This is a genomic window from Pseudoxanthomonas sp. SGNA-20 (assembly GCF_003931635.1).
In the GTDB taxonomy this organism is placed as follows: domain Bacteria; phylum Pseudomonadota; class Gammaproteobacteria; order Xanthomonadales; family Xanthomonadaceae; genus Pseudoxanthomonas.
The window spans coordinates 69,871-86,087 of the sequence record NZ_RRYK01000010.1; the positions used below are offsets into that span (position 1 = coordinate 69,871).

Here is a 16,217-nt window from a genome sequence, read left to right on the forward strand (position 1 = left end):
CGGGCGCCCTGCGGCGGTGCTCAGCCGGGCCGCCGGCTGGACTCGCGCAGCACCAGCCGCACCGGCAGCCGCTGGCTCTCCACCGGTTCGCGCTGGATCAGCCGGATCAGGCTGTCCACCAGTACTTCGCCGGCCTGCTTGGTGTCCTGCTGCACGGTCGACAGCGGCGGCTGGGCGAAGCTGGCCATGGCGATGTCGTCGAAGCCGACCACCGCCACGTCCTCGGGCATGGCCAGTCCGTCCTCGCGCAGGGCCTTCATCGCGCCCAGGGCGATCAGGTCGCTGGCCCCGAACACGCCGTCGAAGGACTGGCCGGCGTCCAGCAGGGCGCGCGCGGCCTGGTAGCCGGACTGCTCGGTGGTGATGGCATCGGCCTGCAGCTCCGGTTCCGGCTCGATCCCGGCCTCGCGTAGCGCAGCCTGGTACCCGCGCCAGCGCTCGCGGAACTCGGGGTAGTGCTCGGAGGCGTGGCCGAGGAAGGCGATCCGGCGGCAGCCGCGTTCCAGCAGGTGGGCGGTGATGTCGTGCCCGCCCTGGAAGTTGTCGCAGCCGATCGACACCCCCGGCTCCCCGGGCAGGGCCGCGCCCCAGCGCACGAAGTGGGTGCCCTGTTCGACCAGCTGCTGCAGCCGCGACTGCGATTCCAGGTAGTCGCCGTAGCCCAGCAGGATGATGCCGTCGGCCTTGTGGCTGTCGGCGAAGTCCGCGTGCCAGTTGGTCGACAGCTGCTGGAAGGAGACCAGCAGGTCGTAGCCGCGCCGCGCGCAGGCCCGGGTGATCGACCCGAGCATGGAGTGGAAGAACGGGTTGATCAGCGAGTCGTCCGGGGTCGGGTCCTCGAAGAACAGCAGGGCCAGGGTCCCGGACTGCTGGGCGCGCAGGTTGGAGGCGTTCTTGTCGACCTTGTAGTTGAGCTCGCGGGCAATGGCCAGGATCCGGCGCCGGGTCTCGGGGTTGACCGACGGGTGCCCGCGCAGGGCGCGCGAGACGGTCGGCTGGGATACCCCGGCCAGGTAGGCGATGTCGAGGGACGTGGCCTTGCCCCGGATGGTCATGCGAAACCGGCTCCTCCGAGCCCGGAACGGTGCTGCAACGGCGGGACATGATGCCACGGGGCCCGCCACTACGTCCGTCCGCCCGGCTGCGCTAGAATCGGGGGCCTCGCCGCCGGCACGGTGCCGGCGCGCCCCAGGACAAGGTGGCCCGCGGAAGACGCCGGCCGAGCGTGCGACATGAGCACTACCACCGCCTACCGCTGACCGCCCCCCAGGCTGCCACGTCTGCAGGCGCCTGGTGGCGCTTTTTTTGCGGTTCGTGATTGGTGATTCGTAGTTGGGGATTCGAAGCGGCCGCCCTGGCCCCGGTCCCGATGCCATCCCAATCACGAATCACCAATCACCAATCACGGCTTCTTCCCCAATGATCACCATCACCCTCCCCGACGGCAGCCAGCGCCAGTTCGAAGGTCCCGTCACCGTCATGCAGGTCGCGCAGTCGATCGGCGCCGGCCTGGCCAAGGCCACGGTCGCCGGCCAGGTCGACGGCAAGCTGGTCGACGCCTGCGACGTCATCGACCACGACGCCACCCTGCGCATCATCACCCCCAAGGACGAGGAGGGCGTGGAGATCATCCGCCACTCCTGCGCCCACCTGGTCGGCCACGCGGTCAAGCAGCTGTACCCGGACGTGAAGATGGTGATCGGCCCGGTGATCGCGGAAGGGTTCTACTACGACATCTATTCCGAGCGCCCGTTCACCCCCGAGGACCTGGCCGCGATCGAGCAGCGCATGCGCGAGCTGATCGCCCAGGACTACGACGTCATCAAGAAGATGACCCCGCGCGAGGAGGTCATCGAGGTGTTCAAGGCCCGCGGCGAGGACTACAAGCTGCGCCTGATCGAGGACATGGGCCCGGAAGTGACCCACATGGGCCTGTACTACCACCAGGAATACGTGGACATGTGCCGCGGCCCGCACGTGCCCAACACCCGCTTCCTGAAGGCCTTCAAGCTGACCCGCATCTCCGGCGCGTACTGGCGCGGCGACTCGAAGAACGAGCAGCTGCAGCGCATCTACGGCACCGCCTGGGCCGACGAGAAGCAGCTGAAGGCCTACATCCAGCGCATGGAGGAGGCCGAGAAGCGCGACCACCGCCGCATCGGCAAGCAGCAGGACCTGTTCCACCTGCAGGAAGAGGCCCCGGGCCTGGTGTTCTGGCACCCCAAGGGCTGGGCGGTGTGGCAGGTGGTCGAGCAGTACATGCGCCGCGTCTACCGCGAGACCGGCTACGGCGAGGTGCGCTGCCCGCAGATCCTGGACGTGACCCTGTGGAAGAAGTCCGGCCACTGGGACAACTACCAGGACAACATGTTCTTCACCGAGTCCGAGAAGCGGACCTACGCGGTGAAGCCGATGAACTGCCCCGGCCACGTGCAGATCTTCAACCAGGGCCTGCACAGCTACCGCGACCTGCCGATCCGCTACGGCGAGTTCGGCTCCTGCCACCGCAACGAGCCCTCCGGCGCGCTGCACGGCATCCTGCGCGTGCGCGGCTTCACCCAGGACGACGGCCACATCTTCTGCACCGAGGAGCAGATCGAGTCCGAGGTCCGCGCCTTCCACCAGCAGGCGCTGAAGGTCTACGGCGACTTCGGCTTCGACGACATCCAGGTCAAGATCGCCCTGCGCCCGGACAACCGCCTGGGCGACGACGCCACCTGGGACAAGGCCGAGGAGGCCCTGCGCTCGGCCCTGCGCGCCTCCGGCGTGGAGTGGCAGGAGCTGCCGGGCGAGGGCGCGTTCTACGGCCCGAAGATCGAGTACCACCTGAAGGACGCCCTGGGCCGCACCTGGCAGCTGGGCACGGTGCAGGTGGACTTCATGATGCCGGTGCGCCTGGGCGCCGAGTACGTGGACGAGCACAGCCAGCGCCGGCACCCGGTCATGCTCCACCGCGCCATCGTCGGCTCGATGGAGCGCTTCATCGGCATCCTGATCGAGCACCATGCCGGCGCCTTCCCGGCCTGGCTGGCGCCGGTCCAGGCGGTGGTGATGAACATCACCGACGCCCAGGCTGAATACGTGAACGAGGTTAGGAAAAGCCTTACAAATCAAGGCTTCCGGGTCGAGGCCGATTTGCGGAACGAAAAGATCGGCTTTAAGATCCGCGAGCACACGCTGCAGCGCGTGCCGTACCTGCTGGTGGTCGGCGACCGCGAGAAGGAGAACGGCGCCGTGGCGGTGCGCACGCGTACCGGCGAAGATTTGGGCACAATGTCCGTGTCCGCCTTTGCCGATACCTTGCGTTCGCAGCAGCTGGCGTAAAAACAGATGCGTGCCGGCCCCGCGCCGGCACGTGGCCTAGACCACCCCCGGAGACTGGAATATCAGCACCCCCGAGAAGCAAAACCGGAAGAACCACGAGATCCGTGTCCCGCGCGTGCGCGTGATCGGGTCCGATGGCGAAATGATCGGCGTCCTTTCGCGCGACGAGGCCCTGCGCCTTGCCGAAGAGGAGGGCCTGGACCTGGTCGAGATCCAGCCCAACGCGGATCCGCCGGTCTGCAAGATCATGGACTTCGGCAAGTTCAAGTTCGAACAGCAGAAGCGGGCCAGCGAGGCCAAGAAGAAGTCCAAGCAGGTCGAGATCAAGGAAGTGAAGTTCCGCCCGGTCACCGACGAGGGCGACTACCAGATCAAGCTGCGCAACATGCGCCGCTTCCTGGAGGATGGCGACAAGGTCAAGGTCAACATCCGCTTCCGCGGGCGCGAGATGAGCCACCAGGAGCTGGGCCGGCAGATGGCCGCCCGGATCGAGGCCGACCTGGGCGAGGACATCGTGATCGAGTCGCGGCCGCGCCTGGAAGGCCGGCAGATGGTCATGATGATCGCGCCGAAGAAGAAGTAAGCCGCGACGCGGCAGGGGGTCCGGCCCGGTGGCCGACCCCGGCGAAGGGCGCCCCATGGCGCCCTTCGCCGTATCCGGTCCTGGCGTTGCCACGCCGGCGGCCCCATCGTGCTCCGGTTGGCCGGGCCTGTGCTGGCCGGAAGCAAGCCGGCGGCCTGCCCGGGCGGTGCCGCCGGCCTTCCGTTGGCCTGCGCACGGCTCTTGCGCCCGCCCGGCGAAACCCGCTGATTTGCAAAAGGAAAGCCAGCCGGGGCATAATGCGCGGCTCCGGTTTTCCGGAGGGCTGGCAACAGCTACAGGACCCGTCGCGGTTTCCCCTGGGGACTCAGCGACTTACCGACCGGTATGGGCAAGGATGGAAAGCGCGGGGCAACCCGCCGCCCGTGCCAGTGACAGTTCCCATCAAGGACATTCGCAATGCCCAAGATCAAGACCAACCGGGCGGCGGCCAAGCGTTTCCGCAAGACCGCCTCCGGCAAGTACAAGGCCGGCCACGCCAACCGTAGCCACATCCTCACCAAGAAGGCCACCAAGCGGAAGCGCAACCTGCGGCAGACGAACCACGTCCGCGCCGAGGATGCCGGCCGCCTGGACCGCATGCTGCCGTATCTCTGAGGAGGACTGAACAATGGCACGAGTCAAGCGTGGCGTGCAGGCGCGCCGCCGTCACAAGAAGGTCCTGAGCCAGGCCAAGGGTTACTACAACGCCCGCCGCAAGGTCTTCCGCGTCGCCAAGCAGGCGGTCATCAAGGCGCAGCAGTACGCCTACATCGGCCGCAAGCAGAAGAAGCGCAACTTCCGTTCGCTGTGGATCACCCGCATCAACGCGGCTGCCCGCGCCAACGGCCTGAGCTACAGCCGCTTCATCAACGGCCTGCTGAAGGCCGGCATCACCCTGGACCGCAAGGTGCTGGCGGACATCGCCGTGCACGACGCGGCCGGGTTTACCGCGCTGGCGGAGAAGGCGAAGAGCGCTCTGGCGGCATAAGTTGCGAACCGCACCGGGCCCGTCCGCGGGCCTGGCGCCGGTCACCGCATGCATGCATGGGGAAGGGCGCAAGTCCTTCCCCATTTGTTTTTCCGAGGGCCCGTTTTCCATGAGCGATATCCAAACCCTGGCGGCGCAGGCGCTGGCCGACATCGCCGCGGCGCAGACTCCCGAGGCGCTGGAGGCGCTGCGCGTGGGCCTGCTGGGCAAGCAGGGCGCCATCACCGCCCAGCTCAAGCAGCTCGGCGCGTTGCCGCCGGAGCAGCGCAAGGCCGCCGGCGAGGCGATCAACCGCGTACGCGACGAAGTCTCGACCGCGCTGTCGGCGCGCCGCGCGCTGCTGGAGGAGGCCACGCTCGACGCGCGCCTGGCCGGCGAGGCGGTGGACGTGACCCTGCCGGGCCGGCTGGCCCAGCGCGGCGGGATCCACCCGATCTCCCGCACCCTGGAGCGGATCGCCACCATCTTCGGCAACCTCGGCTACGAACTGGCCGACGGTCCGGAGATCGAGGACGACTGGCACAACTTCGAGGCGCTGAACTTCCCGCCGCACCACCCGGCGCGCGCCATGCACGACACCTTCTACTTCGGCGACGGCCACCTGCTGCGCACCCATACCTCGGGCGTGCAGGTGCGCTACATGGGCGACCACCGCCCGCCGTTGCGCATGATCGCCGCCGGCAAGGTGTACCGTTCCGACTCCGACCAGACCCATTCGCCGATGTTCCACCAGGTCGAGGGCCTGCTGGTCGACGAGACCTCGACCTTCGCCGACCTCAAGGGCACGCTCTCCGAGTTCGTGCGCGCCTTCTTCGAGCGCGACTTCCAGATGCGCTTCCGCCCGAGCTACTTCCCGTTCGTGGAGCCGGGCGCGGAGGTCGACATCGCCTGGCAACAGCCGGACGGCAGCGTGCGCTGGCTGGAGGTGCTCGGTTGCGGCATGGTCCACCCGAACGTGCTGCGCAACTGCGGCATCGATCCGGAGCGCTACACCGGCTTCGCCTTCGGCCTGGGCGTGGAGCGCTTCGCGATGCTGCGCTACGGCGTCAACGACCTGCGCGCCTTCTTCGAGAACGATGTGCGGTTCCTCAGGCAGTTCGCCTGAGGGCCGTGACTGGTGATTGGCAACTGGTGATCCGGAAGAGCGTGTACGGCCAGCCGGCCACGCAGGATCAGCAACAGGGCCATCACCGTCGCGGCACTTCCAATCACGAATCACGAACCACGAATCACGGCACCCCATGAAATTTTCCGAGAACTGGCTGCGCAGCCACGTGTCGACCCTGGCCAACCGCGACGCGCTCGCGGCGACGCTGACCGCCATCGGCCTGGAGGTCGAGGAAGTCACCGCACTGGGCGACGGCCTGGCCGGCGTGGTGGTCGGCCGCATCGTGGAAGCCGTCCGCCATCCGGAGGCCGACCGCCTGCAGGTGTGCAAGGTCGACATCGGCAACGGCGAGCCGCTGCAGATCGTGTGCGGCGCGCCCAACGCGCGCGTCGGCCTGGCCGCGCCGCTGGCGACGGTCGGTTCCAACGTCGGCGGCATGTCGATCAAGCCGGCGAAGCTGCGCGGGGTGGAGTCGTTCGGCATGCTCTGCTCGGCGAAGGAGCTGGGCCTGGACGCCGACGCTTCCGGCCTGCTGGAACTGCCGGCCGACGCGCCGGTGGGCGTGCCGCTGGCCGGGTACCTGGGCCTGCCGGACGCCAGCATCGAGATCAAGCTGACCCCCAACCGCGCCGACTGCTTCAGCGTGCGCGGCATTGCCTACGACGTGGCCGCCGCGCTGGGCAGCGAGGTGGCGCCGATGGACAACGCGCCGGTGCCGGCCGCGACCGACGCCACCGTCGAGGTCGCGCTGGAGGCCGGCGAGCGCGTGCCGCGCTTCGTCGGCCGCGTGATCGAGGGCGTGGACCCGGCGGCGCCGACCCCGGTGTGGATGGCCGAGCGCCTGCGCCGTTCCGGCGTGCGCCCGATCAGCCTGCTGGTCGACGTCACCCAGTACGTGATGCTGGAGCTGGGCCAGCCGATGCACGCCTTCGACCTGGACAAGCTGGAGGCGCCGGTGGTCGTGCGCCCGGCGCGCCAGGGCGAGACCCTGCAGCTGCTGGACGGCCGCGAGGCCACCCTGGACGGGGAGTTCCTGGTCGTGTCCGACAGCCGCGGCGGCCGCGGCGCGCGCGCCGTGGCGGTGGGCGGCATCATGGGCGGCGAGGCCACCAAGGTCGGCGCCAGCACCACGCGTGTGTTCCTCGAGGCCGCGCACTGGGTGCCTTCGGCCATCATCGGCCGCAGCCGCCGCCTGGGCCTGCACACCGACGCCGGCCATCGCTTCGAGCGCGGCGTGGACCCGGAACTGCCGCGCACGGCGATCGAGTACGCCACGCGCCTGATCCTGGATATCGCCGGCGGCCGTCCCGGTCCGGTCACCGAAGCCACCGTGCCCGGCGCGCTGGCCGCGCCGCAGCCGATCGCCCTGCGCCGCGCGCGCATCGCCCGGGTGCTGGGCGCCACCATCGCCGACGCCGAGGTCGAGCGCATCCTGCGCGCGCTGGGCATGCAGGTGGTCGCCACCGGTGAGGGCTGGCAGGTCACCGCGCCCAGCCGCCGCTTCGACATCGCGATCGAGGAAGACCTGGTCGAGGAGCTGGCGCGCATCCACGGCTACGACCGCATCCCGGCGACCATTCCCGCTGGCCCGGCGCGGGTGGCCGCGCCCAGCGAGGGCGTGCTGCCGGAAGGTGACCTGCGCCGCCACCTGGTCGCGCGCGACTACCTGGAGGCGGTGTGCTTCGCCTTCGTCGACCAGAAACTGCTGCAGGCCTGGGGCTGCGAGTCCGGCACCGTGCCGCTGGCCAATCCGCTCAGCGCGGAGCTGGCGGTGATGCGCCCGCGCCTGCTGCCGGGCCTGGTCGACGCGCTGGCGCGCAACGCCGCGCGCCAGGCCGGCCGCGTGCGCCTGTTCGAGCTGGGCCGCGTGTTCGCCGAGGCCGATCCGGGCGACCGCCAGCCCGGCGCGCCCCTGCCGGCGCCGCGCGAGACGCGGCGCATCGCCGCCGTGGCCTGCGGCGAAGCGGTGGCCGAACAGTGGGGCCTGCAGGCGCGCCCGGTCGATTTCCACGACCTGAAGGGCGACCTGGAATCGCTGGCCGCCCTGGCCGGCGCGAAGCTGGCGTTCCGGCCCTCGGGCGCGCCGTTCGGCCACCCGGGCCGCAGCGCCGATGTGTACCGCACCGACCTGGAGGGCGGCGAGGTCCTGCTGGGCTGGATCGGCCAGCTGCATCCGCGCCTGGCGAAGGCGCTGGAGCTGGACGTGGACGCCTACGGCTTCGAGCTGGACCTGGAGCCCCTGCAGCAGCGCCCGCTGCCGCGCGCCCAGGCCCTGTCCCGCTACCCGGCCGTGCGCCGCGACCTGGCCTTCGTGGTCGCCGAACAGGTGGCCTGGGCGGAGCTGGCCGCCAGCGTCCGCGAGGCCGCCGGCGAGGTCCTGCGCGACCTGCAGCTGTTCGACCGCTACCAGGGCCCGGGCGTGGAATCCGGCTTCAAGAGTCTGGCTATGGGCTTGATTTTGCAGGACAACACGCGCACTCTCACGGACCAGGACGCCGATGCCGTGGTCGCGCGCGTGGTCGCCGCACTGGGCAACAACCACGGCGCGAGGATCCGCGGCTGATACGGGAACAAGGGACATGGCACTGACCAAGGCGGAGATGGCCGAGCGTCTGTTCGACGAAGTCGGCCTGAACAAGCGCGAGGCGAAGGAATTCGTCGACGCGTTCTTCGACGTGCTGCGCGAGGCGCTGCAGGGCGGGCGGCAGGTGAAGCTGTCCGGCTTCGGCAACTTCGACCTGCGCCGCAAGAACCAGCGCCCGGGCCGCAACCCCAAGACCGGCGAGGAGATCCCGATCTCCGCGCGCACCGTGGTCACCTTCCGCCCCGGCCAGAAGCTCAAGGAGCGCGTGGAAGCCTTCGCGGGAGTGGCGCCGAATGCTTGATCCGGGCAGCAACCGCGAGCTTCCGCCGATCCCCGCCAAGCGTTACTTCACCATCGGCGAGGTCAGCGAGCTGTGCGACGTCAAGCCGCACGTGCTGCGCTACTGGGAGACCGAGTTCCCCAGCCTCAGCCCGGTCAAGCGCCGCGGCAACCGCCGCTACTACCAGCGCCACGACGTGCTGATGGTCCGCCAGATCCGCAGCCTGCTGTACGAACACGGCTACACCATCGGCGGCGCGCGCCTGCGCCTGGAAGGCGAGGGCGCCAAGCAGGAGTCGGCGCTGAGCAGCCAGATCGTGCGCCAGGTGCGCATGGAGCTGGAGGAAGTGCTGCAGCTGCTGCGCCGCTGAACGCGGACTCGCGGTTGCGCCGGGCAACCGGTATAATCGCCAGCCCGCCATGGCGGGAAGCTTTCCCGGGGTATAGCGCAGCCTGGTAGCGCACTTGTCTGGGGGACAAGTGGTCGTCGGTTCGAATCCGGCTACCCCGACCAATTCAGAGCACGTAAGTGCTTGACCTGCTTGGAAATGTGAGAGCTTTCAAGCAGTTGCCGGGGGCCTCGATCTCTTACTGCTACGTCTGAGTGTTACGGGAAGCTGCTACGGCATCCCAGACGGAGAGAGAGATCGAGGCTCATGGCAGAAAACTTGGTTACGCGGAACGGGACGTACTACGTCAGGATGCAGGCGCCTAAGGCGTTGCAGGAACTCCGCAACAGTCTGGGCAAGACGGGTAGGAACGACGTCTGGAGGAGCCTGGGCACCAAGGACCGCGCCGAGGCGAAAGCACGATTCCCACTCGTGCTCCTTGAGATCCAACAAGCGTTTGAGGCCGAGAAGGCAGCGTTGCTGCACGCCGTGGCGAAGCCTCCTCTCGTGGTGCCAGACGAGCACGCGCTACAAAGCGCTGTCTTCCACTTCATTCGGGCCGAGTTGCACCAGGACGAGGTTCAGCGGATCAATAGGCCGACGTTCCGTCAGGCTGAAATGGCCCGGGCGCGTCTTGTCGCTGAGTGTGCAACTAATCCGCCATCCTCCCCGCTTGAAGCCGTCGTCCGGGTTCTCAGCATTCAGTGTCCCGATGAGATCGCCGCTTGGGAGTCTGAGAAGCGAGAGCGCCTTGCGGAGGAGCTGAAGCAGTGCTTGGCCCGGAACGAGTTCGCGCTCGTTGATTGGGCGATAGAAGAGCTCGCGCACACAAACCGTTGGGCTATTGAGCCAGATTCGCTGACCTACAAACTGCTAGGGCGCATGCTGATCAAGGGATGGCTGCAGGTTCTGTCCACCGCTAGGAAGCGGGACCAAGGCTTGTATGAGGAACCTGATAGTTCCCTGCTTGTGTCGCCTGTTCCTACCCATGCGCCGCCGGTGACTGCCGCCAACGAGAGCCGCACCATCCGGAAGCTAAAGAAGGGCGAGGGGCTGCGTGACTACTTTGAGGATTACCTGAAGGAGGCGCGCGCTGGTCTCCGATCGAACGGGCTGAAGGACAGTAGGGCGACAATTCGGCAGTTCATTGAGTGCGCTGGCGACAAGCCGGTGACCGAATACACGCGGAGCGACGTCGCTCGATTCAAGCGATTGCTGAGCCAAGCCCCGGCTCGGAGCGAGAAGCTATTCCCGGGAGTGCCGTTGCCGAAGGCTGTGGAACTGAACGGGAAGGCCGGGAAGCCGCTGATGAAGGACGCGACCGTCCGCAACAAGCTGAGCATCCTTTCGGCCTTCGGGAAATGGCTCGAGGGAAATGTTGACGGCGTCGATGCGTCGAACTTCCAGACGACCTTGCCGCCCAGGAAGAACTCAAATCGGATGAATCCCTTCACGGATGATGAGGTGCGCAGAATCCTCAATGCGCCATCATTTGTGGGCTGCGAGTCCGAAAAGAATCAGTCCAAGCCGGGTAGCCATCGCATCCGAGATTGGCGATTCTGGCTGCCCCTCGTGCAGGCGTTTACGGGCGCCAGGCTCAATGAGGTGACGCAGCTGAAGGTGGAAGACCTGTCCAAGAAGGACGGGGTCTGGGGCTTCTTCATCAGTGATGGGGATGGCCGGTCACTCAAGACGGAATCTTCTAAGCGCTGGGTCCCAATGCATTCGAAGCTTGAGGAGCTGGGGCTTCTGAACTATCGCGAAAAGACTGCGGCTGCGGGTCACTCCGACCTCTGGCCCGATATCCCGCTGACTAATGGTCGGCGGTCAGATCGGGCCGGCAAGTGGTTCCGCGGTTTCCTGACGCGGATCGGCGTGAAGGGCGAGGGCGACCTTGGGGGCAGTCATCGCTGGCGTCATACGATTGCAGACGCACTTCGCAGAGGTGGCGTAGACGAGCACGAGATCGCTCAGCTGCTCGGTCATAGCTACGACGTCGCCAAAATGACTTCTCACTATGGTTTGGAGGCGGCGATTACGCCGGCCCGGCGACGGGAGTTGATCGAGAGGGTCTGCTACCCCTCCGTAGACTTTTCGCTTCTCACGGATACGGGCGCACCAGGCGCGCCCTGATGTGATCTGAGGGCGCCATAGTAGGGGTGTACGCGAGCGCTACAGCGCGCGCCCCAAGGCGCATCTGGTGAGCTCCTGCGTGGGTGCGGTCCTATCCGCGTGCAGCAGGTTCCGGCTGCCCCGGCTTTCGAAAAGAGTCATCTGTATACTATTGAAAAATAAGGGGTTTGTGTTGCAATTGCCCCCCGAACTTTGTCATCATTTCCCCGTGCCTAGGGCCAAGTGCGCCCTCTCGTCAAAGCCCATGGGCTTCCTGAAGGTACCTGGCAGCGTTAACGGCGTCCGTATGTTCGCGCTGCCTCGCGAGCTCCATGTCAGTCGACCTCTGGAGCGGCCCCTAGAAGAGTTCAGGCATAGGGGTAGCCGCACTGTGCGAAAGCCACGCAGCGGTGCCTGATGAGCACGACGAGCTAGCTGACCCCTTCGGTTTGTCGGTGCAACAGATAGTGCGTGATGAAGCGGAGTTCCTCGCGACGCGATGTCGAGACGGGACGAGCAGCCTCCAAACCTGCATCTTGCGGGTAAGGGGACTGTTTGCTCCTCTCGACGCTCCCCTTAGAGATAGATAGTAAATAAGTAACAAAGATAAGAGCGAAATTTTAAGGGCAAGGGCAAGGGCAAGGGCAAGGGCAAGGGCAAGGGCCCTTATTGCGTCCAACTTTAGCCCCAATTAGTCGAAGTCCTAGGTTTTTCCTAGGCGACCTGTTATCAACGCTCCGGACTTGAAAGCGCTCCGGCGAATCTCCATAGAATGATTCCCTTTCAACTTTTATGGAGTTCTATGACTGACGTTGATGAAATCGCCGGGTTCAAGGCGCAGTGCGCTACCGATCCGAAACTGCGGCATGAGGTGCTTGAACTGCCTGATGGCGCTGGCACTGCAGAGTTGTTCTACAGCCTGGACGTCGAAGCCGGGGAGACGGGGGACAACATCTTCGTGGAAATCCATCGTGTCTTTTCCTCGCCGTTCAGTCGGGGGCTGGCAGAGGACGTGGCAGTGGAGTTCGTAGTCAAGAAGATTCGCTGGGCAAAGGCCCGAGTGCTCCCGTTCCCCGTCGTTCATATCGGCGCGATGCAGCAGATGGATGATCGCCTGTCTAGGAAGCTGAAGAAGGCTGTCGAGAAGTTGGCATTTGGTCCCTCGGCTCGCTTTAGGCTGCCGAGGACGGATGCGTACTTGCCGACGGCGCCGAAAACTTCGTAAAGATCGAGGAGTGGCAGCGTCAATGGTTATCCCACTGACGCTGCACTCCGACGCAGCAACGCCTCAAGCTAATGTCATGGAAAACTCATGACAATTAGTGCACTGCAGAGTTCCGGTAATCGGAAACTCTAGTAACCTCAGTCTTTATCCACCCACTATAAGAACGAACAGCTGTTCCAACCTTGGATGGCAGTCAGAATGTTTGCAATCACGGAATCCCTGAGGTCGCAGATCAAGGTGCATGCCCGGATGACAAATGCACAAATTTTTCTTTCTTCCTAAATAACCAACCCGACAGCTTTGATCGCTGCTAGTAATATATAGATATCTCTAGAAAGAAGCGGATTTCATGGAAGAAGAGATTGGTATTAAGCTGAGCTTTCGTGTTGAGTTTGGGGAGGATCCGGGACAGCCTGCGGCTTTCGTGACGGCCTTTAGCGGAAAAATTTCAGTCTGGGGATTGGAAGAAGGCGGCGGCGAGTTCACTGAGGTTGGCTCAATGACTGTCTGCGTCGCGGACTTGGCTGGGGGCCGAGAAGCTGGGTACGTGCCGGGCGAACTGTTCGACGACAGGACAAGCACGGCCTGCTTCACGGAGCTTCTGATCGGTTGCTGGGCGACCGGTGGCGGCGCAGTATGGCGGCCTCGGTTGCGCCGACTCCTTCAGGTTGGCCCCGTATCCGGACGCATCCTTCTCATTGATCGTGTGGAGATCAATGAGTCATATCGGGGTCGTAATCTCGGCCACAGCGCAATCAACGCGGCGATTAAGCATCTTGGATTCGGTTGCGATTTCGTGGCTCTCAAACCTTTCCCGCTACAGTTTGAGGCCGGGCATCCGGTCCGGCAGCGGTGGGAGGCCTCCGAGGACTTGGAAGGCCTGCGACGCGCAGAGAAAGCTGCAACTCGCCAACTTGAGCTGCACTACGGACGGATCGGCTTCAAGAAGCTGGCCGGGACTTCCTTGATGGTCCGGGGCGTCAAAAAATGAACAAAAGATGAACTTAAAGTCGCCCAGGGCGACATTCCTGTCCAGGTCAAGGTAGGATCGTCCCGTCATCAAAGCGGGGAGAACCTTCGCAAACGGCTGAGTGTGATGCACTCGAGGGGATCAGATCCCTACGACATCCGGCGGACGACCCGGCTTATGGCCGCACGGGAAACGTCTATCCGGTCAGGTGGCTGCGGCGAAGGCACGCAGCCAAAGATGGATGGAGGGGCAAAGCTGGCGCAGGACCCCGTCTCTCGTTGCAGCGAAGGGCCTAGGCATCCCGCCTGGGCGCAACGGAGACCCAGAGTAAATGAGTACCTTCTCTAGGAATGATGATACTCGCCAGCCGCTGCTCAAGACCTGGATTCAGAAGTTCCTTTCAGGTCCATGGTTGTTCCGGATTCTGATGGTCGCGTGGAAGATTTATGACTCACTTGATCGCGACTGACTCCCACCTAAGGTGCACAGGGCGACGAAACGGAAAGACCGAGTAGCACCCTCCTTCTGATCTTCTTGTTGAACCATGATGCTGAACTCTGCGCTACGCACCATTCGTGAGGTCCACCGTTTCCACCAGGCGGAGATGGCGGCCAAGCTTCAAATCTCCCGGTCTCACTTATCCGAGATCGAGAGTGGCAAGAAAGCTGTGTCCGTAGAGCTGCTCAACAGATACGCGGACGCCTTTGATGTTCCTCCGTCGACATTCCTGAGTTTTGCAGAAGCTCTTGAGGGGACGTCGCCACGTCGCCAGGAGAACGCGAAGCGTCTTTTAAGTGTGCTGGACTGGGTGACCGCGAAGGGGAGTGGGAATGGCGAAAAAGGAGCGTCTACCCCGTAGTTTGGAGAACTCGGGTCTCTATCGACTTCGAACCATGGGCGCTTTGGCCCGCCTGCTGCACTGGAAGAAGTCGCCCAGCGCGCTCCGCGCGCTGTGTTCGCGGCAGGACAACTGGGATGAGTTTGATCAGGCCAGGCCGGGCAAGAAGCCGCGAAGGATTCAGGCGCCAAAGCCAGCAATTAAAGCCCTTCAGCGACGCTTGAATGATCTTCTGCAACGGATTGACGCGCCTGAGTATCTCCATTCGGGCACTGTCGGGCGGTCTTACCTGACGAATTCCGCGCTGCATAGGGACGCCGAGGGCGCGACGGTCACGGTGGATATTTCCGACTTCTACCCGAGCGTCACCAGGAAAAGGCTCTTCGTCCTATTCCGCACCGTCTTCCAATGTTCTTCGGACGTCGCAGACGCCCTCGCTGGCTTGCTCTCCTGCGGAGGGAGCCTTGCAACAGGTTCACCCGCAAGTGCCCTCGTCGCATTCTGGGCGGCCAAGGACATGTTTGACGGGATCGCGGAACGTGCCAAGCGGCTCGGTGGGCGCTTCTCTCTATACGTTGATGACATCACTCTTACCGCGAGGACGGCGGGCAGGGGAGACGTGTCATTCATCGAAAGACACGTCGGAAGGTATGGCTTCAGGCTGGCGCGGAAGAAGTCTCGAGTCTATCGGGCCGGCCAGCCGCGCGAAATTACGGGCCGAGTGCTTCGGAATGGCCAGAGTCGAGCTCCGAACAAGCAGCACAGGTACATGCATGAGGCGCTCTCAGCCATGGGGCCGGAAACGCCGCCCGCTGAGGTCCGGTCGGCTATTGGTCGGATCCAGCATGTCGGGATCCTGGATGACGTCCGTTCACAAGAATTGATGGCCAGCGCCCGGCGGCTCCGGGAAAAACTTGCTTCAAGCTAGAAAGCGTTCGCGCGGGACGTACCTCGTTGCATCATTCGACGCCGGTTCGCCCAGAGTGCCCTCCCTCCGTCCTCGCCGCATACCGCTACCAAACGCGCCATGTACTTGGCTCCCATCCGTTGATTTGGAGCCTTCCGGGTCATGAGCGGCGGGTCCGTCTGAAGGCGCCACTGGCCGTCATCCTGCACGATCCCGATGCAGGCCCATTGTCGTCTCAGGTAAACGCTGCCTCCCGACTCAAGCCACCAATAGCACGCGTGCAGGCCGGCTTTCGCAAGGAGATCGTCGTAAGGCGTCGGCTTCATGGCCCGTGATCCTAGGCATTGCCGTCGCGCGCGCTGAGACTGGGCGGGCGGATCCTCTTAGACACTCAGCACTCATCCCCGGGTGTACCTTCGACGCATGTGCTACTCAGCCCAGATCAAGTCGGATTACCGGAAGTTCGTCCGCAACGTCGGGCCGGTCATGGACTTGGAGGCCTTCGCTCGCCTTTGGCTGCGCGAGAACGGCCTGGAGCGCGACCACATCCCCAAGGGCGTCATCGACACGGTGGGGCCGCTGCTGCCCCCGGACGTGAGACAGGTGCTCGATCAGCGCTTCGCACGGGACCAGGCGCGCTGGGAGGCCGAGCGGTTCGCCCAAGCCCGGCGCAAGGCCGACAATGAGCGGAAGCTGGCAAGCAAGCCGACGAAGGCGGCTGCTGAGCACGTCCGGATCGCGTCCAAGAAGATCGATCAGCTGATGGGCTGGATCTCGGACTTGCACCGACGTCCCCCCGCCTTCAGTAGCGGGGCGATTTAGAGTCCGGGGTGGATGGTAGCCGATGCCAGTTGCTTCGCGTAGGCGCTCGGTGTCAGCCCGCCCAATGCCTTCTTTGGCCGCTCCTCGG

14 protein-coding genes and 1 tRNA gene are annotated in these 16,217 nt (G+C 65.0%); 14 read left to right on the forward strand and 1 reads right to left on the reverse strand.

Translation table 11 applies throughout. The features are described from left to right. Nucleotides 1-20: 20 nt before the first annotated feature. Nucleotides 21-1,055, reverse strand: a complete 1,035-nt coding sequence (locus EIM48_RS14120; RefSeq protein ID WP_125111929.1) for a LacI family DNA-binding transcriptional regulator — start codon at nucleotides 1,053-1,055, stop codon at nucleotides 21-23. Nucleotides 1,056-1,419: 364 nt separating this feature from the next. Here EIM48_RS14120 and thrS point away from each other — a divergent pair, with 364 nt between their 5' ends. From thrS to EIM48_RS14195, 14 genes are all read left to right on the forward strand, one after another. Beyond that, the gene (gene thrS / locus EIM48_RS14125; protein WP_028915316.1) at nucleotides 1,420-3,324 is read left to right on the forward strand and encodes a threonine--tRNA ligase; all 1,905 of its coding nucleotides are present in this window, start codon (nucleotides 1,420-1,422) and stop codon (nucleotides 3,322-3,324) included. A 61-nt stretch (nucleotides 3,325-3,385) separates the two neighbouring features. Then, nucleotides 3,386-3,907 (forward strand): translation initiation factor IF-3, encoded by a 522-nt coding sequence (gene infC, locus EIM48_RS14130; protein WP_125111930.1) that lies wholly within the window; start codon nucleotides 3,386-3,388, stop codon nucleotides 3,905-3,907. 417 nt (nucleotides 3,908-4,324) lie between these two features. Then, nucleotides 4,325-4,522, forward strand: coding sequence for a 50S ribosomal protein L35 (gene rpmI, locus EIM48_RS14135; protein ID WP_010342861.1), 198 nt, complete (start codon nucleotides 4,325-4,327; stop codon nucleotides 4,520-4,522). Between the two features lie 13 nt (nucleotides 4,523-4,535). Next, entirely contained in the window at nucleotides 4,536-4,895 is a 360-nt protein-coding gene (gene rplT, locus EIM48_RS14140) for a 50S ribosomal protein L20 (protein ID WP_019397548.1), read from the forward strand. A 109-nt stretch (nucleotides 4,896-5,004) separates the two neighbouring features. Beyond that, on the forward strand, nucleotides 5,005-6,000 hold the full coding sequence (pheS, locus tag EIM48_RS14145) for a phenylalanine--tRNA ligase subunit alpha (RefSeq protein WP_125111931.1): 996 nt from the start codon (nucleotides 5,005-5,007) through the stop codon (nucleotides 5,998-6,000). Between the two features lie 136 nt (nucleotides 6,001-6,136). After that, nucleotides 6,137-8,566, forward strand: coding sequence for a phenylalanine--tRNA ligase subunit beta (pheT, locus tag EIM48_RS14150; protein WP_125111932.1), 2,430 nt, complete (start codon nucleotides 6,137-6,139; stop codon nucleotides 8,564-8,566). 16 nt (nucleotides 8,567-8,582) lie between these two features. Continuing rightward, nucleotides 8,583-8,888, forward strand: coding sequence for an integration host factor subunit alpha (locus tag EIM48_RS14155; RefSeq protein ID WP_019398504.1), 306 nt, complete (start codon nucleotides 8,583-8,585; stop codon nucleotides 8,886-8,888). Beyond that, entirely contained in the window at nucleotides 8,881-9,237 is a 357-nt protein-coding gene (locus EIM48_RS14160) for a MerR family transcriptional regulator (protein ID WP_013534801.1), read from the forward strand. Before EIM48_RS14155 ends, EIM48_RS14160 begins: the two co-directional genes overlap by 8 nt. A gap of 66 nt (nucleotides 9,238-9,303) precedes the next feature. Beyond that, nucleotides 9,304-9,380, forward strand: a tRNA-Pro gene (locus EIM48_RS14165). Between the two features lie 142 nt (nucleotides 9,381-9,522). Then, a complete protein-coding gene (locus tag EIM48_RS14170) occupies nucleotides 9,523-11,388 on the forward strand; it encodes a site-specific integrase (RefSeq protein WP_125111933.1) in 1,866 nt (621 codons plus the stop codon). A 781-nt stretch (nucleotides 11,389-12,169) separates the two neighbouring features. Then, nucleotides 12,170-12,592 (forward strand): hypothetical protein, encoded by a 423-nt coding sequence (locus EIM48_RS14175; protein ID WP_125111934.1) that lies wholly within the window; start codon nucleotides 12,170-12,172, stop codon nucleotides 12,590-12,592. A 349-nt stretch (nucleotides 12,593-12,941) separates the two neighbouring features. Beyond that, entirely contained in the window at nucleotides 12,942-13,583 is a 642-nt protein-coding gene (locus tag EIM48_RS14180) for a hypothetical protein (protein WP_125111935.1), read from the forward strand. A gap of 809 nt (nucleotides 13,584-14,392) precedes the next feature. Further along, the gene (locus tag EIM48_RS14190; protein WP_125111937.1) at nucleotides 14,393-15,328 is read left to right on the forward strand and encodes a reverse transcriptase family protein; all 936 of its coding nucleotides are present in this window, start codon (nucleotides 14,393-14,395) and stop codon (nucleotides 15,326-15,328) included. A gap of 402 nt (nucleotides 15,329-15,730) precedes the next feature. Beyond that, the gene (locus EIM48_RS14195) at nucleotides 15,731-16,129 is read left to right on the forward strand and encodes a hypothetical protein (RefSeq protein WP_125111938.1); all 399 of its coding nucleotides are present in this window, start codon (nucleotides 15,731-15,733) and stop codon (nucleotides 16,127-16,129) included. The last annotated feature ends 88 nt before the right edge of the window (nucleotides 16,130-16,217 follow it).

What these genes read in the sequence shown, in the direction of transcription:
- EIM48_RS14120 (WP_125111929.1), bottom strand. Translation starts at nt 1,055, where the DNA reads ATGACCATCCGGGGCAAGGCCACGTCCCTCGACATCGCCTACCTGGCC.
- thrS (WP_028915316.1), top strand. Translation starts at nt 1,420, where the DNA reads ATGATCACCATCACCCTCCCCGACGGCAGCCAGCGCCAGTTCGAAGGT.
- rpmI (WP_010342861.1), top strand. Translation starts at nt 4,325, where the DNA reads ATGCCCAAGATCAAGACCAACCGGGCGGCGGCCAAGCGTTTCCGCAAG.
- rplT (WP_019397548.1), top strand. Translation starts at nt 4,536, where the DNA reads ATGGCACGAGTCAAGCGTGGCGTGCAGGCGCGCCGCCGTCACAAGAAG.
- pheS (WP_125111931.1), top strand. Translation starts at nt 5,005, where the DNA reads ATGAGCGATATCCAAACCCTGGCGGCGCAGGCGCTGGCCGACATCGCC.
- pheT (WP_125111932.1), top strand. Translation starts at nt 6,137, where the DNA reads ATGAAATTTTCCGAGAACTGGCTGCGCAGCCACGTGTCGACCCTGGCC.
- EIM48_RS14155 (WP_019398504.1), top strand. Translation starts at nt 8,583, where the DNA reads ATGGCACTGACCAAGGCGGAGATGGCCGAGCGTCTGTTCGACGAAGTC.
- EIM48_RS14160 (WP_013534801.1), top strand. Translation starts at nt 8,881, where the DNA reads ATGCTTGATCCGGGCAGCAACCGCGAGCTTCCGCCGATCCCCGCCAAG.
- EIM48_RS14170 (WP_125111933.1), top strand. Translation starts at nt 9,523, where the DNA reads ATGGCAGAAAACTTGGTTACGCGGAACGGGACGTACTACGTCAGGATG.
- EIM48_RS14175 (WP_125111934.1), top strand. Translation starts at nt 12,170, where the DNA reads ATGACTGACGTTGATGAAATCGCCGGGTTCAAGGCGCAGTGCGCTACC.
- EIM48_RS14180 (WP_125111935.1), top strand. Translation starts at nt 12,942, where the DNA reads ATGGAAGAAGAGATTGGTATTAAGCTGAGCTTTCGTGTTGAGTTTGGG.
- EIM48_RS14190 (WP_125111937.1), top strand. Translation starts at nt 14,393, where the DNA reads ATGGCGAAAAAGGAGCGTCTACCCCGTAGTTTGGAGAACTCGGGTCTC.
- EIM48_RS14195 (WP_125111938.1), top strand. Translation starts at nt 15,731, where the DNA reads ATGTGCTACTCAGCCCAGATCAAGTCGGATTACCGGAAGTTCGTCCGC.